General features: G+C 68.6%; 28 protein-coding genes. All 28 read left to right on the top strand.

Annotated elements, in window-relative coordinates; all coding sequences use genetic code 11:
• Positions 1 to 147: 147 nt before the first annotated feature.
• A complete protein-coding gene (locus tag BIU97_RS18465; protein ID WP_071259708.1) occupies positions 148 to 576 on the top strand; it encodes a type II secretion system protein in 429 nt (142 codons plus the stop codon).
• A gap of 87 nt (positions 577 to 663) precedes the next feature.
• On the top strand, positions 664 to 2,013 hold the full coding sequence (locus tag BIU97_RS09090) for a type IV pilus modification PilV family protein (protein WP_071259712.1): 1,350 nt from the start codon (positions 664 to 666) through the stop codon (positions 2,011 to 2,013).
• Positions 2,013 to 2,720: a PilW family protein gene (locus BIU97_RS09085; RefSeq protein ID WP_071297487.1), complete on the top strand. Its 708-nt coding sequence runs from the start codon at positions 2,013 to 2,015 to the stop codon at positions 2,718 to 2,720. The genes BIU97_RS09090 and BIU97_RS09085 overlap by 1 nt, the downstream gene beginning before the upstream one ends.
• Positions 2,720 to 4,582, top strand: coding sequence for a hypothetical protein (locus BIU97_RS09080; RefSeq protein ID WP_071259719.1), 1,863 nt, complete (start codon positions 2,720 to 2,722; stop codon positions 4,580 to 4,582). The genes BIU97_RS09085 and BIU97_RS09080 overlap by 1 nt, the downstream gene beginning before the upstream one ends.
• 14 nt (positions 4,583 to 4,596) lie before the next feature.
• Entirely contained in the window at positions 4,597 to 5,391 is a 795-nt protein-coding gene (locus BIU97_RS09075) for a prepilin peptidase (protein WP_071260376.1), read from the top strand.
• 61 nt (positions 5,392 to 5,452) lie between these two features.
• The gene (gene pilM, locus BIU97_RS09070) at positions 5,453 to 6,505 is read left to right on the top strand and encodes a type IV pilus assembly protein PilM (RefSeq protein WP_071259722.1); all 1,053 of its coding nucleotides are present in this window, start codon (positions 5,453 to 5,455) and stop codon (positions 6,503 to 6,505) included.
• Positions 6,502 to 7,275 carry a hypothetical protein gene (locus BIU97_RS09065; RefSeq protein ID WP_083404760.1) on the top strand — a complete coding sequence of 258 codons (774 nt, stop codon included), beginning with the start codon at positions 6,502 to 6,504 and terminating at the stop codon, positions 7,273 to 7,275. The genes pilM and BIU97_RS09065 overlap by 4 nt, the downstream gene beginning before the upstream one ends.
• Positions 7,272 to 8,027: a hypothetical protein gene (locus BIU97_RS09060; RefSeq protein WP_071259725.1), complete on the top strand. Its 756-nt coding sequence runs from the start codon at positions 7,272 to 7,274 to the stop codon at positions 8,025 to 8,027. The genes BIU97_RS09065 and BIU97_RS09060 overlap by 4 nt, the downstream gene beginning before the upstream one ends.
• A 160-nt stretch (positions 8,028 to 8,187) precedes the next feature.
• On the top strand, positions 8,188 to 8,787 hold the full coding sequence (locus BIU97_RS09055) for a CBU_0592 family membrane protein (RefSeq protein ID WP_139195979.1): 600 nt from the start codon (positions 8,188 to 8,190) through the stop codon (positions 8,785 to 8,787).
• A gap of 27 nt (positions 8,788 to 8,814) precedes the next feature.
• Positions 8,815 to 9,300, top strand: a complete 486-nt coding sequence (locus BIU97_RS09050; RefSeq protein ID WP_071259732.1) for a DUF6121 family protein — start codon at positions 8,815 to 8,817, stop codon at positions 9,298 to 9,300.
• Between the two features lie 36 nt (positions 9,301 to 9,336).
• Positions 9,337 to 10,470 (top strand): hypothetical protein, encoded by a 1,134-nt coding sequence (locus BIU97_RS09045; protein WP_071259735.1) that lies wholly within the window; start codon positions 9,337 to 9,339, stop codon positions 10,468 to 10,470.
• Between the two features lie 257 nt (positions 10,471 to 10,727).
• Entirely contained in the window at positions 10,728 to 11,096 is a 369-nt protein-coding gene (gene rpsL, locus BIU97_RS09040; protein ID WP_071259748.1) for a 30S ribosomal protein S12, read from the top strand.
• 5 nt (positions 11,097 to 11,101) lie between these two features.
• Positions 11,102 to 11,572 carry a 30S ribosomal protein S7 gene (gene rpsG / locus BIU97_RS09035; RefSeq protein WP_071259751.1) on the top strand — a complete coding sequence of 157 codons (471 nt, stop codon included), beginning with the start codon at positions 11,102 to 11,104 and terminating at the stop codon, positions 11,570 to 11,572.
• Positions 11,573 to 11,659: 87 nt separating this feature from the next.
• Entirely contained in the window at positions 11,660 to 13,774 is a 2,115-nt protein-coding gene (gene fusA, locus BIU97_RS09030; RefSeq protein WP_071259754.1) for an elongation factor G, read from the top strand.
• A 147-nt stretch (positions 13,775 to 13,921) separates the two neighbouring features.
• The gene (tuf, locus tag BIU97_RS09025) at positions 13,922 to 15,109 is read left to right on the top strand and encodes an elongation factor Tu (protein ID WP_071259759.1); all 1,188 of its coding nucleotides are present in this window, start codon (positions 13,922 to 13,924) and stop codon (positions 15,107 to 15,109) included.
• Between the two features lie 152 nt (positions 15,110 to 15,261).
• On the top strand, positions 15,262 to 16,239 hold the full coding sequence (locus BIU97_RS09020; RefSeq protein ID WP_071259761.1) for a DNA topoisomerase IB: 978 nt from the start codon (positions 15,262 to 15,264) through the stop codon (positions 16,237 to 16,239).
• An 80-nt stretch (positions 16,240 to 16,319) separates the two neighbouring features.
• On the top strand, positions 16,320 to 17,126 hold the full coding sequence (locus tag BIU97_RS09015) for a DarT ssDNA thymidine ADP-ribosyltransferase family protein (protein WP_083420871.1): 807 nt from the start codon (positions 16,320 to 16,322) through the stop codon (positions 17,124 to 17,126).
• Between the two features lie 508 nt (positions 17,127 to 17,634).
• Positions 17,635 to 17,943 (top strand): 30S ribosomal protein S10, encoded by a 309-nt coding sequence (rpsJ, locus tag BIU97_RS09010; protein ID WP_017885534.1) that lies wholly within the window; start codon positions 17,635 to 17,637, stop codon positions 17,941 to 17,943.
• Positions 17,944 to 17,955: 12 nt separating this feature from the next.
• The gene (gene rplC, locus BIU97_RS09005) at positions 17,956 to 18,612 is read left to right on the top strand and encodes a 50S ribosomal protein L3 (RefSeq protein ID WP_027466731.1); all 657 of its coding nucleotides are present in this window, start codon (positions 17,956 to 17,958) and stop codon (positions 18,610 to 18,612) included.
• 2 nt (positions 18,613 to 18,614) lie between these two features.
• On the top strand, positions 18,615 to 19,274 hold the full coding sequence (gene rplD, locus BIU97_RS09000; RefSeq protein ID WP_071259765.1) for a 50S ribosomal protein L4: 660 nt from the start codon (positions 18,615 to 18,617) through the stop codon (positions 19,272 to 19,274).
• The gene (rplW, locus tag BIU97_RS08995) at positions 19,271 to 19,570 is read left to right on the top strand and encodes a 50S ribosomal protein L23 (RefSeq protein ID WP_071259768.1); all 300 of its coding nucleotides are present in this window, start codon (positions 19,271 to 19,273) and stop codon (positions 19,568 to 19,570) included. The genes rplD and rplW overlap by 4 nt, the downstream gene beginning before the upstream one ends.
• 18 nt (positions 19,571 to 19,588) lie before the next feature.
• A complete protein-coding gene (rplB, locus tag BIU97_RS08990; protein ID WP_071259783.1) occupies positions 19,589 to 20,428 on the top strand; it encodes a 50S ribosomal protein L2 in 840 nt (279 codons plus the stop codon).
• Between the two features lie 11 nt (positions 20,429 to 20,439).
• Positions 20,440 to 20,721 (top strand): 30S ribosomal protein S19, encoded by a 282-nt coding sequence (rpsS, locus tag BIU97_RS08985; protein ID WP_017885529.1) that lies wholly within the window; start codon positions 20,440 to 20,442, stop codon positions 20,719 to 20,721.
• A gap of 25 nt (positions 20,722 to 20,746) precedes the next feature.
• On the top strand, positions 20,747 to 21,139 hold the full coding sequence (gene rplV, locus BIU97_RS08980; RefSeq protein ID WP_035809257.1) for a 50S ribosomal protein L22: 393 nt from the start codon (positions 20,747 to 20,749) through the stop codon (positions 21,137 to 21,139).
• A complete protein-coding gene (gene rpsC / locus BIU97_RS08975) occupies positions 21,139 to 21,936 on the top strand; it encodes a 30S ribosomal protein S3 (protein WP_022906345.1) in 798 nt (265 codons plus the stop codon). The genes rplV and rpsC overlap by 1 nt, the downstream gene beginning before the upstream one ends.
• A gap of 2 nt (positions 21,937 to 21,938) precedes the next feature.
• On the top strand, positions 21,939 to 22,358 hold the full coding sequence (rplP, locus tag BIU97_RS08970) for a 50S ribosomal protein L16 (protein ID WP_065960031.1): 420 nt from the start codon (positions 21,939 to 21,941) through the stop codon (positions 22,356 to 22,358).
• Positions 22,358 to 22,678 carry a 50S ribosomal protein L29 gene (rpmC, locus tag BIU97_RS18460; protein WP_071259788.1) on the top strand — a complete coding sequence of 107 codons (321 nt, stop codon included), beginning with the start codon at positions 22,358 to 22,360 and terminating at the stop codon, positions 22,676 to 22,678. The genes rplP and rpmC overlap by 1 nt, the downstream gene beginning before the upstream one ends.
• Positions 22,678 to 22,962, top strand: a complete 285-nt coding sequence (gene rpsQ, locus BIU97_RS08960) for a 30S ribosomal protein S17 (RefSeq protein ID WP_071259791.1) — start codon at positions 22,678 to 22,680, stop codon at positions 22,960 to 22,962. Before rpmC ends, rpsQ begins: the two co-directional genes overlap by 1 nt.
• Positions 22,963 to 22,979: the final 17 nt, after the last annotated feature.

The following is a 22,979-nucleotide window of genomic DNA, read 5'->3' as shown; positions in this document are numbered from 1 at the left end:
TCGCCCCCGCACTGGGGGTCTTCTCTGCCCTCGATGGCCCCCGTTCTCGGGATTGGCCCGCCAAATCAGCCCGAATACGCTGATGTGCGGCGGCAGAGCAAGCCCCGAATTCACATTCCCCTCATTCCCCGCAGAATGGAAACAATCATGTACTTCGCTCTCATGGGCAAGCTCGAAGCTCGCCGCAAGGGTCTCCTGGCCGAAGAGGAGAAGGGCTTCACCCTCATCGAGCTCCTGGTCGTCGTCATCATCATCGGCATCCTCGCGGCCATCGCGATCCCGGTGTACCTGAACGTCCAGAACAACGCCCGCAACTCCTCGGTGCAGTCCGACCTGTCGAACGTCAAGACCGCGATCGTCGCCTACCAGACCGACAAGGGCACCCTCCCGCCGGCACTGGACCAGGCCACGCTGGGTGACTACGGCTACTCGGTCAGCTCGGACAACGGACTTGCTTACAAGGCCACTCCCGCTACCGGTGCGACCACGTGGTGCGTCAACGGCAAGAACACGAAGACGAACAAGGCCTACAGCATCTCGAACACCTCGCAGGTCGTCGAGGGCGCCTGCGCCTGATTAAGGCTCCGGAGGGCGGGGAACGGCTCGCGTCGTGCCCCGCCCTCGTCAGCATCATCCCGAATTCGACCGTCTGTGGAGGCAAGCATGCGCACCATCGCCAAGAGCGTGCGCGCCTCCGACGACGAGAGCGGTTTCACGATCATCGAGGTGATGGTCGCGATGGTGGTGTTCGCGCTCATCGCCGCCGGCGTCGCGACCGGGATCGTCGGCACTCTCGCGCTCACACAGGACAACCGCTCCCGTGAGACCGCGCTCAACCTCGCTGCCGCTGACATCACCGCAGTGCGCAGCAACGCTGACGTGTTCTCCGTGTCCGGAGGCACCACCACGAAGACGGTCGGCAAGCGGGACTACACCGTGACCCGCAAGACCAGCTGGATCACCTCCTCGGGGACGGACAACACCTGCGGCGCCGGTTCCGGTCAGCTGTCGTACAAGCGGGTCAACGTCTCGGTGAGCTGGCGGAGCAGCCCGACGGCGACGCCTCGGAGCGTCGGCCTCGACACGTTGGTCGCCCCACCGTCCTCCGTGTCGACCAACGACTCCTCGACGATCGTCGTCGGCGTGCAGACCGCGAACGGTGGTCCGAACCCCGGAGTCTCCGTCCAGGTCACCCCGGTGTCCGGGACAGGAGCAGCGGCGCTCACCGCGCAGCCCCCGGTGACGGACAGCGACGGCTGCACCTACGTGCTCAACGTCACCCCGGGGTCCTACACCGTCACGATCAACAAGAGCGGCAACATCACCCCGGACGGCAAGACGTCCGACGTCGTGACCCCGCGTGCCGGATCGGTCGCGAGCAAGAGCTTTGCCTACGACCTGCCTGCGTCCATCACGATGACGTACGCGACGAACGCGAACACGACGGCGACGCTGCCGACCGGGTTCACCGGTGTCGTCCGGCACGGCGACACCATCCAGGCGGCGACGTCATCGACCGTTTCGGTGTTCCCGTACACCGACGGCTGGAACGCACTCGGCGGCGCCTTCTCGACGACCTGCCGGAACGTCGATCCGACGACGTGGCCGACCGCGGACAAGCTGGTGACCGACCCAGACATCCTCGGCCCCGCCATCGGCGGTATGCCAGGCGAGAGCTCGACGGCACAGATCGCGATGGGCGTGGTCGGTGTGCAGCTGAAGGGCTCGAACACCGTCCTGACGGCAACGGTCAAGAACACGAGCGCCGTGGCGAACGGCGACCCGGGGTGCTCCCCGTCCGTGCGCTACACCTTCGCCGGTCTGTCCGCGAAGTCGGTCACGAACATCGCACTCCCGTACGGGACGTGGACGCTGCAAGAGGGCACGTCGACGACCAACGCCAGCACGGCCGTCGCGACGATCTCGGCCACCCCGGGTGCCGACAACGTCACGGTGAGCGCCTCGAAGAACGTGGTGACCCTGGATCCCCGCGTCGTCCCGGTGGCGCCGTGATGCGCCGAGTCGCCGACCTGCTCGACCGGGCGCGACGCGATGAGGCCGGGGTGACGCTCGCCGAGCTGATCGTCGCGATGTCGATGGGACTCATCGTCCTGGCCGTCGCTGCGTCGTTCTTCGTCTCGGCGCAGCGCACCGCCGTGCAGGCGAAGAACATCGGGTCGAACACGCGGCTCGCCGCCAACGCCATGAACGAGTCGACCCGGATGCTGCAGTCCGCGACGCAGAACCCCGTGCCGACCGGGACGGATCCGCAGAACGCCTTCCAGTACGCGAGCGCGTCGAGCGTGCGCTTCTTCACGTTCGTGGACACCACCTCGTCCGACTCGAGGACGCAGCAGGTGCAGCTCACCATCGACCCCGTCGCGCGCACCCTGACCGAGACCACCTGGAGCGGATCGGGCTGGACAGCGAAGATGCCGGACTCCACCTTCGCCACCAGTGCCTCCGCGACGCTGTCGGCGACCCCGACGACGACGCGTGTCCTCGCAACGGGGATCGTGCCGAGCAAGACCACCTTCACCTACTCGGCCGCGAGCAGTGGTGTCCTCGGGACGCCGTCGGCTCCGGTGTCGGCTGCGGACCTGCCGAAGATCGCCGCCGTCACGGTGACCGTGACCACTGGTACCGGCGAGAACGATCCGAACGCCGTCGTACTGACCAACACCGTCTCCCTCGTCAACGTCGCCCTCGGAGGAAGCTGATGCGTCGTCTCGTCCGGTCCGACCGTCTGCGCGGCGGTGAAGACGGCTTCGCGCTGCCCGCGGTGCTCGGCATCGCGATGGTGGTGATGCTGCTCGTCGCGACGATGGTCGCCACCTCGACGAGCGGCGCACGGGTGACGGCGAAGGACACCGCCTGGCTCCGCGCTGCTGCGGCCGCACAGGCCGGGATCGCGGACTACCAGGCGCGGTTGAACGCCGACAACTCCTACGGCCTGTACGGGCAGGCGTCGGCACCCTTCAGCCGGTCGACCGGCAGCACGTTCCCGTCCGGAACGGGCAGCAACCCTGCCTTCGCCTACGAGCGCGGCGGGGACTCGACGTGGGTGTGGGTGCCCGGCGCTGACGGCAAGCGTTCCGACGCCGCCTACCGGTACGCCGTCGACAACTCGAAGCTCGGCTCGCAGGGGCTCATCCGCCTGCAGGTGACCGGGAAGTCGGGCACCACGTCCCGCACCTTCATCGCGAACATCCGCCCGGACGGTTTCTCGAACTACCTGTACTACACGAACTACGAGTCCGGGAAACCGAGCGTCACCAACGAGACCTACTCGAACCGGAGCTCCGCGCTGTGCTCCTCGGCGTACCAGCCGCTCGCGACCAGCACGACGTGCGCGCAGATCCAGTTCGGTCCGAACGACCGGCTGCAGGGTCCCGTCCGGTCGAACGACCGGCTGATGATCTGCGGTTCGACGTTCGACAGCACCGTGCAGAGCGTCTACAGCTACACGACGAGCGGTTGCTCCACGAGCAAGAAGGCCACCTTCGCGCAGACACCCACGACGACGTCGACCCTGACGCCGCCGGCCACCATCGGCAACCTCCGGGACTACGCCCGGACCGATCTGCCGTCCACGACCGAGACGGTCGAAGGTGTCGGCTGCCTCTACACCGGTCCGACGAAGATCACCTTCAACGGCAACGGCACCATGACGGTGCAGTCCCCGATGACCATCGCCACCCAGGTGCAGGGGCAGACCGCCTCGGCCGGTGCCGTCATCGTGTCGGGCAGCAACGGCAACTCGGCGAAGTGCGGTACCGTCGCGGCGCTGCAGGGTGCAGGCGCCACCGTGCCGATCCCGACGAACAACATCGTCTACGTGCAGAACGAACCGGCGCAGCGGTCCGGGAGCACCCAGGACCCGAACTACTGGGACGCGTCGGCCTTCAAGAACAAGCAGAACGCCTGCGACGTAGCCGCGAGCCCGGTCACGAACCAGGTCGCCAACGGCGTGGGATTCCCGTACGTGTCGACGGCCGGCAGTTCGACGATGCAGAAGAACAACTCCGAGATCACGCCGACCGCTGGGGGCGGTGCCAACGTCTCGAACCCCTACGGCTGCGATCGAGGAGACGTGTTCGTGCAGGGCGTCGTCGACAAGGCGGTCACGATCGCGGCGGAGAACTACTTGTACGTGACGGGGGACATCACCTACCCGGCGAACCGCACGGCGTCCACGGTCCTCGGACTCATCGGCCAGGAGGCCGTGTGGGTCTGGAACCCGTTCACCGTCTCTGGTGTCCCGGCTGCGCCCACCGCTGGTGACGACCGCCGGATCGACGCCTCCATCCTCTCGAACGCCGGTACCTTCGTCGTGCAGAACTGGACGAAGGGCTCGACGGCCGGCCGTGGCCAGCTCACGGTCAACGGGTCGATCGCGCAGAACTGGCGCGGAGCCGTGGGCCTCGCGAGTGGGACCGGTTACTCGAAGGACTACCAGTACGACAGCAGCCTGCGGACCTACACGCCTCCGAAGTTCCCGCAGCCGACGATCACCACCTACACGGTCGCGACGCAGGTCGAGTCGAAGACGGCGTACGACGCCTCCGGGGCTGCGCTGTGACGTTCGTCGCGGGGATGAGCGGGCTGCTCGGCCTGCTGATCGGTTCGTTCCTCAACGTCGTCGTGCACCGCGTCCCCGCAGGGATGAGCGTGGTCAGCCCGCCGAGCGCCTGTCCTGGTTGCGGACACCACATCCGACATCGGGACAACGTCCCGGTGCTCTCCTGGGTCGTGCTCCGCGGACGGTGCCGTGACTGCGCGACGCGGATCTCGGTGCGCTACCCGCTCGTCGAGGCTGCCACATGCGTCCTCTTCGCCCTCGTCGGCGTCCTCGTCGCCACGCGGAGTGGCTCGGTGGGCGGAACGGTGCAGGAGGTCGTGCTGGCCGCGGCGCTGCTCTACCTGATGGCCGTCAGTGTCGCGCTCGCCCTGATCGACCTCGACACGCACACCCTCCCGAACCGCATCGTGTACCCGTCGTACGTCGTCCTCGGCGCACTCCTGCTCGCCGCGACGGTGGTGTCCGGTGACTGGGGGGCCTTCGTGCGCGGACTCGTCGGGTGTGGCGTGCTCGGTTCCGCCTACCTGGTGTTGGCGATCGCGGTACCGGGCGGGATGGGACTCGGTGACGTGAAGCTCGCCGGCGTCCTGGGGCTCGTGCTCGCGTACCTCGGATGGGGACCCCTCGCAGTGGGTTCTTTCAGCGCCTTCCTGCTCGGCGGTATCTTCGCGATCGTCCTTCTCGCAGTCCGACGGACCGGTCGTCGCACCGGGATCCCGTTCGGGCCCTGGATGCTCGTCGGCGCCTGGACCGGGATCGTCCTGGGCACGCCGATCTGGGACGCCTACCTCCACCTGCTCGGCCTCTGACCCGCTGCCGCGCGCCCCATCGACGTCTCCCTTACCGACCCGAACGAACCAGGAAGCAGCCATGGCGAAGAACATCGTGGGCATCGACATCGGAGCCTCCGCGATCCGAGCGGTCGAGGTCCAGGACCCCGACCGCGCCGAACCCACCATCGTGCGGTTCGCCGAAGTACCGGTGCCGGCCGGTTCCACCCGGCAGGGCGAGGTACTCGAACCGAACACCGTCGCTGCGGCGCTCAAGCAGCTGTGGTCGATCGGTCGGTTCCGCACCCGCGACGTGGTCCTCGGGATGGGCAACCAACGGGTCCTGTCGCGTGACCTCACCGTGCCGAAGGCGCCGATCGCGCAGATCCGCGAGTCGCTGCCCTTCCAGGTGCAGGACATGCTCCCGGTACCCGTCGGCGACGCCATCCTCGACTTCTACCCCACCGGCGAGAGCGACGGTGAGAACGGCCCGGTCGTCTCCGGCCTCCTCGTGGCCGCGGTCAAGGACGCCGTCCTGGCGAACGTGCGTGCCGCACAGGCCGCCGACCTGAACCCGGTCGCGGTCGACCTGATCCCGTTCGCGTTGTCGCGCGTGGTGACGCCGCGCAACCACCGTGGCACGACGGCCATCGTCGAGTGCGGCGCCAACACCACGACCGTCGTCGTCGTCACCGACGGAGTGCCGAAGTTCGTCCGCATCGTCCCGACGGGTGGCGACGACATCACGAGGACCCTCGCCGGTCGGATGTCGATCTCGGAGGACGAAGCAGAAGCCGTCAAGCGGCACTTCGGCATGCGCGAGCTGTCCGCGCGCACCCCCGACGACGCGATGGCGATCGCCTCGGTGCGCGAGTCGGCGCAGGAGCTCCTGTCGAGTCTCCGGAACACCATCAACTACTTCGCCAACACCCGACCGTCGGAGCCGGTCGGGGACGTGCGACTCATCGGCGGTGGAGCCGCGCTCCCCGGGTTCTCCGACTCGTTGGCCGAGTACACCCGTCTGCCGGTACGGAACGCGGCGCCCTTCGAGGGCGCCCGCACGGCGCGATCGATCACCACCGAGTCCCTGGACGCGAACGGCAGCGCCATCGCCGTCGCCTGGGGCCTCGCGGTCGGAGGGAAAGCAGCATGAGCCAGGCGACGATCGGGACGGGGCGGCAGCCTCGTTCCCGCAAGGCCGGGAAGGCGGCGAGCGTCGACGCGGTCACCGTGGCGCCGCAGGACCGCCAGAAGCGGCAGCGCGGCTCGGGTCAGCCCCTGACCATCGGCGGGTTCCCGAGTGTCGACCTGCTGCCCCCCGAGGTGCTCGTGCACCGACGCGAGCGCGCGGTGACCCGTCGGCTCTGGCTCGGCGTCGTGATCCTCGTCCTCGTCGCGGGTGCGGGCGTCGGCGTGACTGCGATGCTCGCCGCACAGGCGAAGACCGAGCTGGCCCGTTCACAGGAACAGTCGCTGTCGATCCTGCAGCAGCAGCAGCAGTACTCGGACGTGCGGACGACGGAGTCGTCGACGTCGCTGCTCGAATCGGCGCAGGCCGTCGGCGGTTCCACCCAGATCGGTTGGGGTGACTACCTCGCGAAGGTGGAGTCCTCCCTGCCCGGTGGTGTGTCCATCACGGGCCTCAACGTGGACTCTGCATCGCCGATCGAGTCGTACGCCCAAGCGGACGCCCCGCTGCAGGGATCACGCATCGCCACCCTGACCCTCGACGTGGCGACCCCGACCCTGCCCTCCCTGCCGGAGTGGCTCGACTCCGTGAAGGGGCTCCCCGGCTTCGTCGACGCGACCGCGAACTCGGTGACGCTCGATCCGAGCAGCGGGTCCTACACGGTCAACATGACCATCCACGTCAACGAGAAGGCCTACGACCGCACGTACACGAAGGGCCAGGACTCCCAGTGAGCAAGAACCGCCTCTCCATGGTGTTCGCCGTCGTGGCGATGGCCGCGGTCGTCCTCGCGGGCTTCTTCGTCGGCGTCCAGCCCCAGCTGGCCCAGGCCGCCTCGAGCCGCGCCCAGCAGGTCGACGTCGACCGGACGAACGCATCGAGCAGGGCCGAACTGGCCCGGTTGCGCAAGCAGGCCGAGAAGCTCCCGGCGATGCGTGACGAGCTCGAGAAGCTCCAGGCCTCCGTTCCGGCGACGGCGAGCATGTCGCGTTTCTACGGGGAGCTCTACGACGTCGCCGGTGCGACGGGGGTGACGGTGTCGTCGATCACGACCGACGACGCCCTGCCGTACACGCCCCCGGCCGCTGAGGTCGGGTCGTCCGCAACGGGCAGCGCCGCCGCCGCGCCGTCGGCGAGTCCGTCGGCGACCGCCTCGGCGGCTCCGTCCTCGGAAGCCTCTGCGAGTGCGACGCCGACCACGCCGGCCCCGCCGACGACGTTCACGAACCCGGTGATCAACTCGTCGAACATGTCCTTGATCCCCGTCACGGTCTCCGTGGACGGGACGTTCGACCAGGCCCGGCAGTTCGTCGCCGGTACCCAGTCGGGCGAGCGGCTGTTCTTGATCAACGAGATCTCCTCGGCGGAGTCGAGCGGAGCGGCGACGGAAGGGGCAGAGGCAGATGCGTCTGCTGGGCAGACCTGGACCTTCGGCGGCTACGTCTACGTCCTGACCACGGACTCGGGCGCCGCCGCGAAGGGCTGAGCCCACCCCCGTGAAGTGGGGCCGGGCGCGGCACGCCGACCCCACTTCCGCGACAGTCGTCGTTGTGCGTACGATGCTCCCGAGCCCGCGATCGCGGCTGCTCGTCCCCTCTCGAACGGTCGGCTCGGATCGGCCGTTCCCGTCGTGCCCGGAGTCGCGCGTGTTGGTCGGAATCGTGGAGTTCCTCGGCTGGTTCGGAGCCGTAACCGTCCTCGCTGGTTACATCCTCTTCTCGACGGGGAAGCTGCCGAACGGCCCCGTCTACCAACTCTTCAACCTGGTCGGCGGCCTCGCGGTCGCGGTGAACGTCGCCGCGCACCACGCGATCCCCTCGACGATCGTGAACGGCATCTGGGCGGTCGTCGCCGTGGTCGTCCTCGTCCGGATGGGCCGGGCCCGTCGGGCCGCCCGTCGAGCCGAGCCGACCGACGGCGTCCGGCGCGACGGGGCTGGCGACGCCGGCGGGGGAGCCCCGGTCCTGCACACGGAGCCCCCGGCGACCACGGGCGTCCTGCCGGTGATGGGCCCCGCGGTGCGCGACCACGAGTCCGACGCGGCGTCCGTGGCGGACGCGGCCCCGGGCCTCCAGGCCGACTCCGGTCCCGGTCCCGTCCCCGCGACCGCTCCGGCGCCGATGACGGAGACCGTCCCGATCATCACCGCGACGATCGCCCTCGCGCTCGTCGCCGCGGCGCAGGAGCAGGCCGGCCGGTCCGACGAAGCCGCTCAGCGCGCCGCCCGGACCGACACCGCCCGCTGACCCGTCGGACGGCGATACGATCAGCCCATGTCCCGGTGGTTGATCGCGACGATGACGTCCGTCCTCTTCATCGCGCTCGTGGTCGCCGTCACGGGCTTCGAGGCCCTGCTCGCCGACGTCGAGATCATCTCCCAGCCGGACGCCACCCCGTACCTCGGCCCGGCGATGGTGGTCGGCGGTGCGCTCGTGGTGTTCCTCGCGACCGCCGTCGGCGCGCGGGACGGCAACCCCGGCGTGACCGGTCTCGTCGCGGCCGCCACCGTCTACCTCGTCATGCTCGGGGTCGGGTCCGTCGGTTACGCGCTGCTCCGTGGCGACGCGACCGAGCTCGTGGTCTTCCCTGCCGGCTACGCCCTCGGGCCGTTCGTGGTCGGGTCGGTCGTGGTCGCGCTGCTGTCCGTCGTGGGCGGGACGGCGACGGCGAAGCAGCAGGCACGAGCGGCCCGTGCCGCCGCCGACGCGGGCGGGCAGCGGGGGACGACGATCGCGGGCGACGACCAGGCCGGGCGGTAGTCTTCCGGGGCACGACGCACTCGCAACGGGGGAACGATGACCGACCAGCAGGAGCAGCAGGACGGCTGGGGCGCCGTCCCACCGGTGGCCTCGATCCGCGGCACCCACGACGCGTCCGGCACCACCGCGGTGGCCGCACGCCCCGCACGCCGTCTCCGCCGCCGGCAGGTGATCGGGATCGTCGCCGGGGCGACGGCCGTCGTGCTCCTGCTCGTCGCCGGTGTGGTCGGGTTCTCGATCGGGACGGCCACGCACGCGGCCGACCGCCCGGTGCGCGCGTTCCTCGACGACCTGACGGCAGGACGTGTCGACGCGGCACTGGACGCCGCAGGGATCGACCCCGAGGAGTCCGACGTCCTGCTGCGCCCGGCCGCCTACGCGAAGGCTCGGAACAAGGTGACCGGCTACCGCATCGCGGCCACCAGCACCGAGGGGGACACCGCGACGGTCCGGGCGTACCTGCGGCAGGGCGGCCAGGACGTGGCAGCCACCTTCACGCTCGAGCAGACCGGGACGGACTGGGGGGTCTTCCCGGTGTGGGAGCTGCAGGCGCCGGAACTCGGCTCCGTCGTCGTGGACGTCGACGGCCCCACCCCCGCCGCGGTGCGCGTCGACGGCAGCACGGCGCGGACGGCGAAGGACGGCACGTTGAGCCTGCGGGCGCTGCCCGGCACGTACGCGGTGTCCTACGCCGGCGGGAAGTGGACGACCGCGGACGGCGGCGAGACGACGGTGCGCGGGTTCGGCGACGACGTCTCGACACCGGTGCGGATGCAGGCGTCGCTCACGGACGCCGGCGTCCGGGCTGCGGAGCGGGCGGTCGACGCCTGGGTCGACGGCTGCATCGCCTCGAAGGAGGCCGCACCCCCCGGGTGCAGCTTCTACGCCTACGGCCAGGACCCCGCCTACACCTACACCAACCAGAAGTGGACCCTCGTCTCGCGACCGGTCGTCGACGTCAGCCGCTGGACGTCGAACGGCTGGCTGGTCACCACGACGACCTTCGGCCGCGCGACGTTCACGGCTGACATCGCGGGCGCCGGCGGGACCGGGACGGCATCGGCCGGCCCGCTCAACGTGAACGCGAGCGGCTACGTCACCGGCTTCGGCGACGACGGCGCGACGTTCCGGTCCGCCGTCGGCAACGGGTCCTCCGACACCGGTTCGTGAGTCCCGCGCCCCGGCGACCGGGCGCAGCGACCGACGGCGCGACCGCTCCTGCCCCGGATTGATTTCACCCCGCCCCGCGGGTAGTCTCTACTGGGTGTGCGCCCTCGGGCGCGCCCGAAAAGTCCGGCGGGCCACATCGCCCGGTCGGACCACTCCGTCCCCCACCGTTCTCCGCCGTCAGGCGGTGATCAGCATGGGACGAGGAAGCCGGCGGATCGCGCCGGCCAGAGAGCACGAGCGAAGAACCAGGAGAACAGTTGCCTACCATCCAGCAGCTGGTTCGCAAGGGTCGCGCGCCGAAGGTCACCAAGACCAAGGCGCCCGCCCTGAAGGCGAACCCCCAGCAGCGTGGCGTGTGCACCCGCGTCTACACCACCACCCCCAAGAAGCCGAACTCGGCACTGCGCAAGGTCGCTCGTGTCAAGCTCTCGAACGGCACCGAGGTCACGGCCTACATCCCCGGTGAGGGCCACAACCTCCAGGAGCACTCGATGGTGCTCGTCCGCGGCGGTCGTGTGAAGGACCTCCCGGGTGTCCGTTACAAGATCATCCGTGGCGCCCTGGACACCCAGGCAGTCAAGAACCGTAAGCAGGCTCGCAGCCGCTACGGCGCGAAGAAGGGTTGAGTTAGATGCCTCGCAAGGGTCCCGCTCCCAAGCGTCCCGTCGTCGCCGACCCGGTCTACGGCGCCCCCATCGTCAGCCAGCTGGTCAACAAGATCCTGCTGGACGGCAAGAAGGGCCTCGCCGAGCGCATCGTCTACGGTGCACTCGAAGGCGTCACCGCCAAGAACCAGCAGGACGCCGTCGCCACGCTCAAGAAGGCGCTCGACAACGTCCGTCCGACCCTCGAGGTCCGCAGCCGCCGCGTCGGTGGCTCGACCTACCAGGTCCCGGTCGAGGTCAAGCCGCACCGCGCGAACACCCTCGCGCTCCGCTGGCTGACCTCGTACGCCAAGGCCCGTCGCGAGAAGACGATGACCGAGCGTCTCATGAACGAGATCCTCGACGCGTCGAACGGTCTCGGTGCCGCGGTCAAGCGCCGCGAGGACACGCACAAGATGGCCGAGTCGAACAAGGCCTTCGCCCACTACCGCTGGTAGTCCCGGCACCGTCCGGGCGCCGGTGGTCACCACCGTCGGCGCCCGGACGGCCGCCAACCTCTCCTACAACTCTTCCGGAGGAACCCTGTGGCACAGGACGTGCTCACCGACCTGAACAAGGTCCGCAACATCGGCATCATGGCGCACATCGATGCCGGCAAGACCACGACGACCGAGCGCATCCTGTTCTACACGGGCATCACGCACAAGATCGGTGAGGTCCACGACGGCGCTGCCACGATGGACTGGATGGCGCAGGAGCAGGAGCGCGGCATCACGATCACGTCGGCCGCGACGACCTGCTTCTGGGACAACAACCAGATCAACATCATCGACACCCCCGGTCACGTGGACTTCACGGTCGAGGTGGAGCGCTCGCTCCGCGTCCTCGACGGTGCGGTCGCCGTCTTCGACGGCAAGGAGGGCGTCGAGCCCCAGTCCGAGACCGTGTGGCGTCAGGCGGACAAGTACGACGTCCCGCGCATCTGCTTCGTCAACAAGATGGACAAGCTGGGCGCCGACTTCTACTTCACCGTCGACACCATCATCAACCGCCTCGGCGCGGAGCCCCTCGTGCTCCAGCTCCCGATCGGCGCCGAGAACGACTTCGTCGGGATCGTCGACCTCATCGAGATGCACGCCAAGGTCTGGCCGGGCGATGCCAAGGGTGACGTCACCATGGGCGCCCAGTACGAGGTCCAGGAGATCCCCGCGGACCTCAAGGACCGTGCGGACGAGTACCGCGCCAAGCTGATCGAGCGCGTCGCCGAGACCGACGACGCCCTGCTCGAGAAGTACTTCGGCGGCGAGGAGCTCACCAAGGACGAGATCAAGAGCGCGATCCGCAAGCTCACGATCGCTTCCGAGGTCTACCCCGTCCTCTGTGGCTCGGCCTTCAAGAACCGCGGTGTCCAGCCGATGCTCGACGCCGTCATCGACTACCTCCCGTCCCCGCTCGACGTGCCGCCGATGATCGGCCACGACGTCAAGGACGAGGAGAAGGAGATCATCCGCAAGCCCGACGCGTCGGAGCCGTTCTCGGCCCTCGCGTTCAAGGTCGCGGTGCACCCCTTCTTCGGTCGTCTGACCTACGTCCGCGTGTACTCCGGCTCGATCGAGTCCGGTGCCCAGGTCATCAACTCGACCAAGGGCAAGAAGGAGCGCATCGGGAAGATCTTCCAGATGCACTCCAACAAGGAGAACCCGGTCGACAACGTGACCGCGGGCCACATCTACGCGGTCATCGGCCTCAAGGACACCACCACCGGTGACACCCTGTGCGACCCGACCAACCAGGTCGTCCTCGAGTCGATGACGTTCCCGGAGCCGGTCATCGAGGTCGCCATCGAGCCGAACACGAAGGCCGACCAGGAGAAGCTCTCCACGGCCATCCAGAAGCTCGCCGAAGAGGACCCGACGTTCCGCGTCGAGCTCAACGCCGAGACCGGTCAGACGACGATCAAGGGCATGGGCGAGCTCCACCTCGACATCCTCGTCGACCGCATGAAGCGCGAGTTCAAGGTCGAGGCGAGCGTCGGCAAGCCGCAGGTGGCCTACCGCGAGACGCTCACCAAGGTCGTCGAGCGCTACGACTACACGCACAAGAAGCAGACCGGTGGTTCCGGCCAGTTCGCGAAGGTGCAGATCGCCCTCGAGCCGATGGAAGTCACGGCCGAGAAGGTCTACGAATTCGAGAACGCCGTCACCGGTGGTCGCGTGCCGCGTGAGTACATCCCGTCGGTCGACGCCGGTATCCAGGACGCCATGCAGGTCGGCATCCTCGCGGGCTACCCGACGGTCGGCGTGAAGGCCATCCTCAAGGACGGCGCGGCGCACGACGTCGACTCGTCCGAGATGGCGTTCAAGATCGCCGGTTCGATCGCCTACAAGGAAGCGGCCCGCAAGGCCGGTCCGGCGATCCTCGAGCCGATCATGGCCGTCGAGGTCCGTACTCCGGAGGAGTACATGGGCGACGTCATCGGTGACCTGAACTCCCGTCGTGGCCAGATCGCCTCGATGGAGGACGCCTCGGGCGTCAAGGTGGTCCGCGCGAGCGTGCCGCTGTCCGAGATGTTCGGCTACGTCGGCGACCTGCGGTCGAAGACCTCTGGTCGTGCGGTCTACTCGATGACCTTCGAGACCTACAGCCAGGTCCCGGCCAAGGTCGCCGAGGAGATCATCGCGAAGAACGCGGGGGAGTAGCGCTCAGCGCTTCTCCACAGGCGGGGGTGCCCGGCGACGGGCCCCTCGCCACCAAGTAAAGTAACGACACAACACCGCGCACCGACGTCCGAGCCCATCCAGGGCCGGCCGGAGGTGACGCTTTCCGAGTCCTGAGGAGGACCCACAGTGGCCAAGGCCAAGTTCGAGCGCACCAAGCCGCACGTCAACATCGGAACCATCGGTCACGTCGACCACGGCAAGACCACGCTCACGGCGGCGATCACCAAGGTTCTGCACGACCAGTACCCGGACCTCAACGAGGCCCGTGACTTCGCGCAGATCGACAACGCTCCCGAGGAGCGCCAGCGCGGCATCACGATCAACATCTCCCACGTGGAGTACCAGACCGAGAAGCGTCACTACGCGCACGTCGACGCCCCCGGTCACGCCGACTACGTGAAGAACATGATCACGGGTGCGGCGCAGATGGACGGCGCGATCCTCGTGGTCGCCGCCACCGACGGCCCGATGCCCCAGACGCGTGAGCACGTCCTGCTCGCCCGCCAGGTCGGCGTCCCCTACATCGTCGTCGCGCTGAACAAGTCCGACATGGTGGACGACGAGGAGATCCTGGAGCTCGTCGAGCTCGAGGTCCGCGAGCTCCTCGGCTCGCAGCAGTTCGACGAGGACGCCCCCGTCGTGCAGGTCTCGGCGCTCAAGGCGCTCGAGGGCGACGAGAAGTGGGTCAAGTCGGTCCAGGACCTCATGGCCCAGGTCGACGAGAACGTGCCGGACCCGGTGCGCGCCACCGACCAGCCGTTCCTGATGCCGATCGAGGACGTCTTCACGATCACCGGTCGTGGCACGGTCGTCACCGGTCGCGTCGAGCGTGGCACGCTCAACCTGAACGAGGAGGTCGAGATCGTCGGCATCCGCGCGACGCAGAAGACCACCGTCACGGGCATCGAGATGTTCCGCAAGCTGCTCGACCAGGCGGTCGCCGGTGACAACACCGGTCTGCTCATCCGTGGCCTCAAGCGCGAGGACGTGGAGCGCGGCCAGGTCGTCGTGAAGCCGGGTTCGGTCACGCCGCACACCGAGTTCCAGGCGAACGCGTACATCCTGACCAAGGACGAGGGTGGGCGTCACAACCCGTTCTACGCGAACTACCGCCCGCAGTTCTACTTCCGCACCACGGACGTCACCGGCGTCATCACGCTGCCCGAGGGCACCGAGATGGTCATGCCCGGTGACACCGTCGCCATGACGGTCGAGCTGATCCAGCCGATCGCCATGGAGGAGGGCCTCCGCTTCGCCATCCGTGAGGGTGGTCGTACGGTCGGCGCCGGTACGGTCGAGAAGATCATCAAGTAACTCCGGTTCCTTGCGCGAGCGGGGTCGGGCCTTCGGGCCCGGCCCCGCTTCGTCGTCCGCGGGCGACGGACGGGAGGCCCGGGTCGTCCCCGGCGCGTCGGTGCACGCCGATCCGTGGTGCGTCACAGGCGTGTCGGAGTTTGCTGAGGGACGTGACACGTCTCCGCCGCTCCACGACCAACGGTCGTGGCTACCACCGCCTCCGCAGCGGGCGCGGGTTCTCGTACCGCGACCCGTCGGGCAGCACCGTGACCGACAAGGACGTGCGCGAGCGACTCGACGCCCTGGTGATCCCGCCGGCGTGGGACGACGTGTGGATCTCGCCGTACGAGAACGGGCACATCCTCGCCACCGGGATCGACGGTGCGGGGCGGCGCCAGTACATGTACCACCCGTCCTGGCGCGAGCGCATGGACCGCATCAAGTACGACCGGGCCCTGGCCCTCGCCGAGTCCCTGCCGGTCGCGCGTCGTGGGGTCACGATGGACCTGCGGCGTCCCGAGCCCGACCGGCAGCGCGCGCTGGCCGCTGCGTTCCGCATGCTCGACCAGGGGTCGCTGCGGGTCGGCTCGGAGCGCTACGCGACGGAACACGGCAGCCGCGGGCTCTCGACGCTGCTGTGTGCGCACGCCCACGTCTCCGGCGACGACATCGAGCTCGACTTCCCCGGCAAGAGCGGGCAGGAGTGGTCCTCGTCGATCCACGACGCCGACCTCGCCCGGGTCATCGCCGGCATGAAGCGCCGCGGACCGAACGCGCGGCTGCTGTCCTTCCGTGAGCGCCGCGGTGCCGAGTGGGAGCCGCTGTCCGCCGAGGACATCAACGCCTACGTCAAGGAACGCGCGGGGGACGAGTTCACCGCGAAGGACTTCCGGACCCTGCACGGCACGGTCGCCGCCGCGGTCGACCTGGCGAAGACCGGACCGGAGTCGACGCAGGCGAAGCGCAAGAAGGCGGTCTCGCACGCAGTGAAGGCCGCGAGCGAGGAACTCGGCAACACCCCGACGGTGTGCCGACAGAGCTACATCGACCCGCGTCTGCTCGACGCCTACGACCACGGCGAGACCATCGACCCCGACCGCCTCGGCTCCGCGGAGTCCGAGGTGCGTGCCCTGCTCTACCGACAGTGACCGCGTGGCGGTCCGGATGACGTAGCGTTGGTCGACGTGCCGGACCACCCCCACACGGCACGGAAGGACCCCCAACAGTCGTGACCGAGTGCATCCACGGTTTCCCCATCGAGCTCTGCGACATCTGCGCGCCCCGCCAGCGCGAGGTGTCCGACACCCCAGCAGCACCGACCCAGCGGCGGACCCGCATCACCACGAACCTCCGCGCCGACCCGCCGGCCTCCGGCCCGGGCACGTCGCTGCGGTCGCCCACGCCGGAGCTCCCGGAGGCCCGGGTCTTCTCCGCGCTGCGGGCACACCACGTGACGCACATCGACAACCTCGACGGCATCGTCGGCGCGGGCGCCATCCTGGCCGCCGAGCAGGCCGAGCCCGTCGTCGACGTGAGCTCCCCGGAGACCCGCACCGCCCGCGTCGACGCGCACGCCCCCGACGGCTCGCCCGTCGCCGGCCACGTGCCGTTCCTGCTCTCGCCCGACGCGACGCGGTGGGACGAGCTGCGCTCCGGCGCCGAGGGCGAGCGCTGGTCGGACGCGGCGCGGCGCACCCGCGCCGTCGACTACATCGTGCTCGTGGTCCCGGTGTCGACCTTCGGTGCGTCGGTCATCGTCGCCGACCAGGACGCCGACGCCGAGGACGTCCGGTTCGCCGTCGGCCCCGACGCTGCGACGAACCTCATCCGCCGCACGGACTTCACCGACCCGGAGATGCACGACCTCGAGCTGTTGGCCGGCCCGAGCGTGCCGTTCTCGTCGGTCGCCGTCATCGGTGTGCCGAACGACAAGGCCCGCCAGACGGTGCGCGCGGTGCTCGCCGACCACGGCGGCCACGCGCCGCGGGTGGCGGTCTTCCCGCCGTGGTTCGTGCCCCCGGTGACGGCCGAGTAGACGTCCCCACGAGCGCCCTCCGGACCATCTCCGGAGGGCGCTCTGCGTGACGGCGGTGACCCGTGCCTCCAGGCCGGCCGATCCGCGCGGATCCGGGGAAGCGAGCCGGCACGGACGCGCCCGGCATGTCGCGACACGCCCGGGTTGCACGTCGGCCGAGGACATGCGAGACTTGTCCGGTTCCGAATTCCCCGCGGGTGCGAGTCCGCAGGATCACTGCTCTGGCAGTGCACAACCCCCCTGTCCAGCAGGGCTGGGTTGGGCCGCAGGCAGCAGAACACGACTCCCCGAGGTCATGACGGACGCAGCACTGCTGCGCCCGGAGTGCGAGGAAGTCGATTGCCCACGCTGGACGGCCATGGTCGCCCGCGCGGTTGACAGGTGAACAGCGGTCATCCCCAGCGGATGCGGCCGGTTGGTTCAGGAAAACAGCACGGTCTGCAGGAATGCAGAGCCGAGCGGCGTCAGGCGGCCAGAGGGTGCGCGGCGCAGAGAGGACAAGAGACACATGGCGGGACAGAAGATCCGCATCCGGCTCAAGTCGTACGACCACGAGGTCATCGACACGTCGGCCCGGAAGATCGTCGACACGGTGACCCGTGCCGGTGCGACCGTGGTCGGCCCGGTGCCGCTCCCCACCGAGAAGAACGTGATCGCAGTGATCCGTTCCCCTCACAAGTACAAGGACTCGCGCGAGCACTTCGAGAAGCGCACGCACAAGCGGGTCATCGACATCGTCGACCCGACGCCGAAGGCCGTGGACTCGCTCATGCGACTCGACCTGCCGGCTGACGTCAACATCGAGATCAAGCTGTAAGGGGGCTGACCAATGGCGAACTCAACCAAGACCGTCAAGGGCCTCCTCGGCAAGAAGCTCGGGATGACCCAGGTGTGGGACGAGAACAACAAGTTCATCCCCGTCACCGTGATCGAGGTCGGCCCGAACGTGGTCACCCAGATCCGCAACGCTGAGCGCGACGGCTACGAGGCGATCCAGATCGCCGCCGGTGCCATCGACCCGCGCAAGGTCAACAAGCCGGCCGCCGGCCACTTCGAGGCCGCTGGCGTGACCCCGCGTCGCACCCTCACCGAGATCCGTACCAACGACTCCGCTGAGTACACGCTCGGCCAGGAGCTCACCGTGGACGGCACGTTCACGGCGGGCCAGAAGGTCGACGTCGTCGGTACCTCCAAGGGCAAGGGCTTCGCCGGTGTCATGAAGCGCCACGGCTTCCACGGCGTCGGCGCCTCGCACGGTGCGCACCGCAACCACCGCAAGCCCGGTTCGATCGGTGCCTCCTCGACCCCGTCGCGTGTCTTCAAGGGCATGCGCATGGCGGGCCGCATGGGTGGCGACCGCGTGACCGTCCTCAACCTCACGGTGCACGCCGTCGACGCCGAGAAGGGTCTGCTGCTCGTCAAGGGCGCCGTCCCCGGCGCTCGTGGCCGTTCCGTCTTCGTCCGCACCGCCGTGAAGGGTAAGTGATCATGGCCACCGAGACCGCAACCACGATCGACGTCCTCGACGCGACTGGCGCCGTCGCCGGCAGCATCGAGCTGCCCGCAGCGCTCTTCGACGTCGAGACCAACGTCCCGCTGATCCACCAGGTCGTCACCGCGCAGCTCGCAGCCGCGCGTCAGGGCACCCACAAGACCAAGAACCGTGGCGAAGTCCGCGGTGCCGGTCGCAAGCCGTTCAAGCAGAAGGGCACCGGCCGCTCCCGTCAGGGTTCGGTCCGCGCTCCGGAGCACACCGGCGGTGGCGTCGTCCACGGACCGACCCCGCGCGACTACTCGCAGCGCACCCCGAAGAAGATGATCGCCGCGGCTCTGCTCGGCTCGCTCTCGGACCGCGCCCGCGGTGGCCGCATCTCCGCTGTGGAGGGCTTCGTCGCGGCCGAGGTGCCGTCGACCAAGACCGCCCGCACGCTGCTCGAGAAGGTCGCGCCCGTCAAGCACGTGCTCGTCGTGCTCGAGTCGGACGACGAGCTCACGCTCAAGTCGATCCGCAACCTGCCGAACGTCCACGCGCTCACGCACGGCCAGCTCAACGCCTACGACGTGCTGAAGGCCGACGCGCTCGTCTTCAGCAAGAGCGCCCTCGACGCCTTCATCGCGTCGAAGACCGCGAAGGAGATCACCGCATGAGCGGCTTCAACAAGGACCCGCGCGACGTCATCATCTCGCCGGTCGTCTCGGAGAAGAGCTACGGGCTCATCGACCAGGGCAAGTACACGTTCATCGTGGACCCCCGCTCGAACAAGACCGAGATCAAGCTCGCCATCGAGAAGATCTTCGACGTCAAGGTCGCGAGCATCAACACGCTGAACCGCCCGGGCAAGACCCGTCGCACCAAGTTCGGTCTCGGCAAGCGCAAGGACACCAAGCGCGCCATCGTGACGCTCAAGTCCGGTTCGATCGACATCTTCACGGCTGTCGGCTGAGGACCAGAGGGATAAATCATGGCTATTCGTAACTACAAGCCGACGACCCCCGGTCGTCGCGGCTCGTCGGTCGCCGACTTCGCCGAGATCACCCGTTCGACTCCGGAGAAGTCCCTGCTTCGTCCGCTGCCGAAGACCGGTGGTCGCAACAGCTCCGGCCGCATCACCACGCGTCACATCGGTGGTGGCCACAAGCGCCAGTACCGCGTGATCGACTTCCGTCGCTCTGACAAGGACGGCGTCGACGCCAAGGTCGCGCACATCGAGTACGACCCGAACCGCACCGCGCGCATCGCGCTCCTGCACTACGTGGACGGCACGAAGCGCTACATCATCGCGCCGAACAAGCTCAAGCAGGGCGACGTCATCGAGCAGGGCCCCGGCGCCGACATCAAGCCCGGCAACAACCTGCCGCTGCGCAACATCCCCGTGGGTACCGTCGTGCACGCCATCGAGCTCCGCCCCGGTGGCGGCGCGAAGATGGCCCGCTCGGCCGGCGCCTCGGTGCGTCTCGTCGCCAAGGACGGCCCCTACGCGCAGCTCCGTCTGCCGTCGGGCGAGGTCCGCAACGTCGACGCCCGCTGCCGCGCCACGATCGGCGAGGTCGGCAACGCCGAGCAGTCGAACATCAACTGGGGCAAGGCCGGCCGCATGCGCTGGAAGGGCGTCCGCCCGACCGTGCGTGGTGTCGCGATGAACCCGATCGACCACCCGCACGGTGGTGGTGAGGGCAAGACCTCCGGTGGTCGTCACCCCGTCAGCCCGTGGGGTCAGGCCGAGGGTCGTACGCGCAAGCCGAACAAGCCGAGCGACAAGCTCATCGTCCGTCGCCGTAACGCCGGCAAGAAGCGCAAGTAGGAGTTCCGAAGATGCCACGCAGTCTGAAGAAGGGCCCCTTCGTCGACGAGCACCTGCTTCGCAAGGTCGTCACGCAGAACGAGGCCAACACCAAGAACGTGATCCGTACCTGGTCGCGTCGCTCGATGATCGTCCCGAACATGCTCGGGCACACGATCGCCGTGCACGACGGCCGCAAGCACATCCCGGTGTTCGTCACCGAGTCGATGGTCGGTCACAAGCTCGGCGAGTTCGCGCCGACCCGCACCTTCCGTGGTCACGTGAAGGACGACAAGAAGGGCCGTCGCCGCTAACGCGGGGACGCAGAGGAGGAACGAAATGGTGGAGTCGATCGCACGCGTGCGACACATCCGCGTCACGCCTCAGAAGGCCCGTCGCGTCATCGAGCTGATCCGCGGCAAGCAGGCCCACGAGGCGCTCGCCATCCTGAAGTTCGCCCCCCAGGGCGCTTCGGAGCCCGTGTACAAGCTGGTCGCCTCGGCGATCGCTAACGCACGGGTCAAGGCTGACTCGACGAACAGCTTCCTCGACGAGCGCGACCTCTACGTGAGCCGCGTCTTCGTCGACGAGGGCACGACCCTGAAGCGGTTCCAGCCGCGCGCCCAGGGCCGCGCCTTCCGCATCAACAAGCGCACCAGCCACATCACGGTCGTCCTCGCGACGCCGGACGAGGCCGAGGTTGCCGCGACGAGCAAGAAGGCGAGCAAGTAATGGGCCAGAAGGTCAACCCGTACGGCTTCCGTCTCGGGATCACGACGGACCACGTCTCGCACTGGTTCACCGACAGCACGAAGCCGGGTCAGCGTTACGCCGACTACGTGGCCGAGGACATCAAGGTGCGCGAGTACCTGAAGAAGACCCTCGACCGCGCCGGCGTCGCCCGCATCGAGCTCGAGCGCACCCGTGACCGTGTCCGCGTGGACATCCACACGGCACGTCCGGGCATCGTCATCGGCCGCCGCGGCGCCGAGGCGGAGCGCGTCCGTGGCGAGCTCGAGAAGCTCACCAAGAAGCAGATCCAGCTGAACATCCTCGAGGTCAAGAACCCCGAGACCGAGGCCCAGCTCGTCGCGCAGGGCATCGCCGAGCAGCTCTCCGCTCGTGTCGCGTTCCGTCGCGCCATGCGCAAGGGCCTGCAGGGGGCACAGCGCGCCGGCGCCAAGGGTGTCCGCATCCAGGTGTCCGGTCGTCTCGGCGGCGCCGAGATGTCGCGCTCGGAGTTCTACCGCGAGGGCCGCGTGCCCCTGCACACGCTCCGCGCCAACATCGACTACGGCTTCTACGAGGCCCGGACGACGTTCGGTCGCATCGGCGTGAAGGTCTGGATCTACAAGGGCGACATCACGAACAAGGAGCTCGCTCGCGAGCAGGCGAACCAGCGTTCGTCGCGCCCCGAGCGTCGTGGCGGCCCCCGTGGCGAGCGCGGCGACCGCCGTGGCGGCGACCGCGGCGGCCGTCAGCAGCAGGCCCCGCAGGACGCGCCGGCCGGCGCAGGAGTTGAGGCGTAACCATGCTTATTCCCCGTCGAGTCAAGCACCGCAAGCAGCACCACCCGAAGCGTTCGGGTCAGGCGACCGGTGGCACCAAGGTCAGCTTCGGCGACTACGGTATCCAGGCGCTCACCCCGGCGTACGTGACCAACCGGCAGATCGAGTCCGCTCGTATCGCCATGACGCGTCACATCAAGCGTGGCGGCAAGGTCTGGATCAACATCTACCCGGACCGCCCGCTCACCAAGAAGCCGGCCGAGACCCGAATGGGTTCCGGTAAGGGTTCGCCCGAGTGGTGGGTCGCCAACGTCAAGCCCGGCCGGGTGCTCTTCGAGCTCTCCGGCGTCAGCGAGGACATCGCCCGCGAGGCGTTGACCCGCGCAATCCACAAGCTGCCCCTCAAGGCACGCATCATCAAGCGCGAGGAGGGCGACGCATAATGGCGATCGGTTCCAAGGAGCTCCGTCCGACGGAGCTCGACACGTTCGAGAACGAGCGTCTCGCTGACGAGCTGAAGAAGGCCAAGGAGGAACTCTTCAACCTCCGCTTCCAGTCGGCCACCGGCCAGCTGGAGAGCCACGGTCGTCTCCGTGCCGTCAAGCGCGACATCGCCCGCATCTACACCGTCCTGCGCGAGCGCGAGCTCGGCATCCGTGCCACTCCTGCGCCCGTCGAGACCGCCACCAAGGCCAAGAAGACGACGAAGAAGGCCGACAAGTCGGCTGAGTCGACCGAGGCCGAGACCGCCGAGGAGAACTGATGGCGAACGAAGAGAAGAACTCCGCCGCCGTCGTCCGCGGCTACCGCAAGACGCGTCGTGGCTACGTGACGAGCGACAAGATGGACAAGACCATCGTGGTCGAGGTCGAGGACCGCGTGAAGCACGCGCTCTACGGCAAGATCATCCGCCGCACGTCCAAGGTGAAGGCCCACGACGAGCTCGGCACCGCTGGTGTCGGCGACCTCGTCGTGATCAGCGAGACCCGTCCCCTCAGCGCCTCCAAGCGCTGGCGCCTGGTCGAGATCCTCGAGAAGGCCAAGTAGGCCCCGGCCTGCTTCGG

Source organism: Curtobacterium sp. MCBA15_009, assembly GCF_001864895.1.
In the GTDB taxonomy this organism is placed as follows: Bacteria; Actinomycetota; Actinomycetes; order Actinomycetales; family Microbacteriaceae; genus Curtobacterium.
This window is presented reverse-complemented; position numbering and strand designations above follow the sequence as displayed.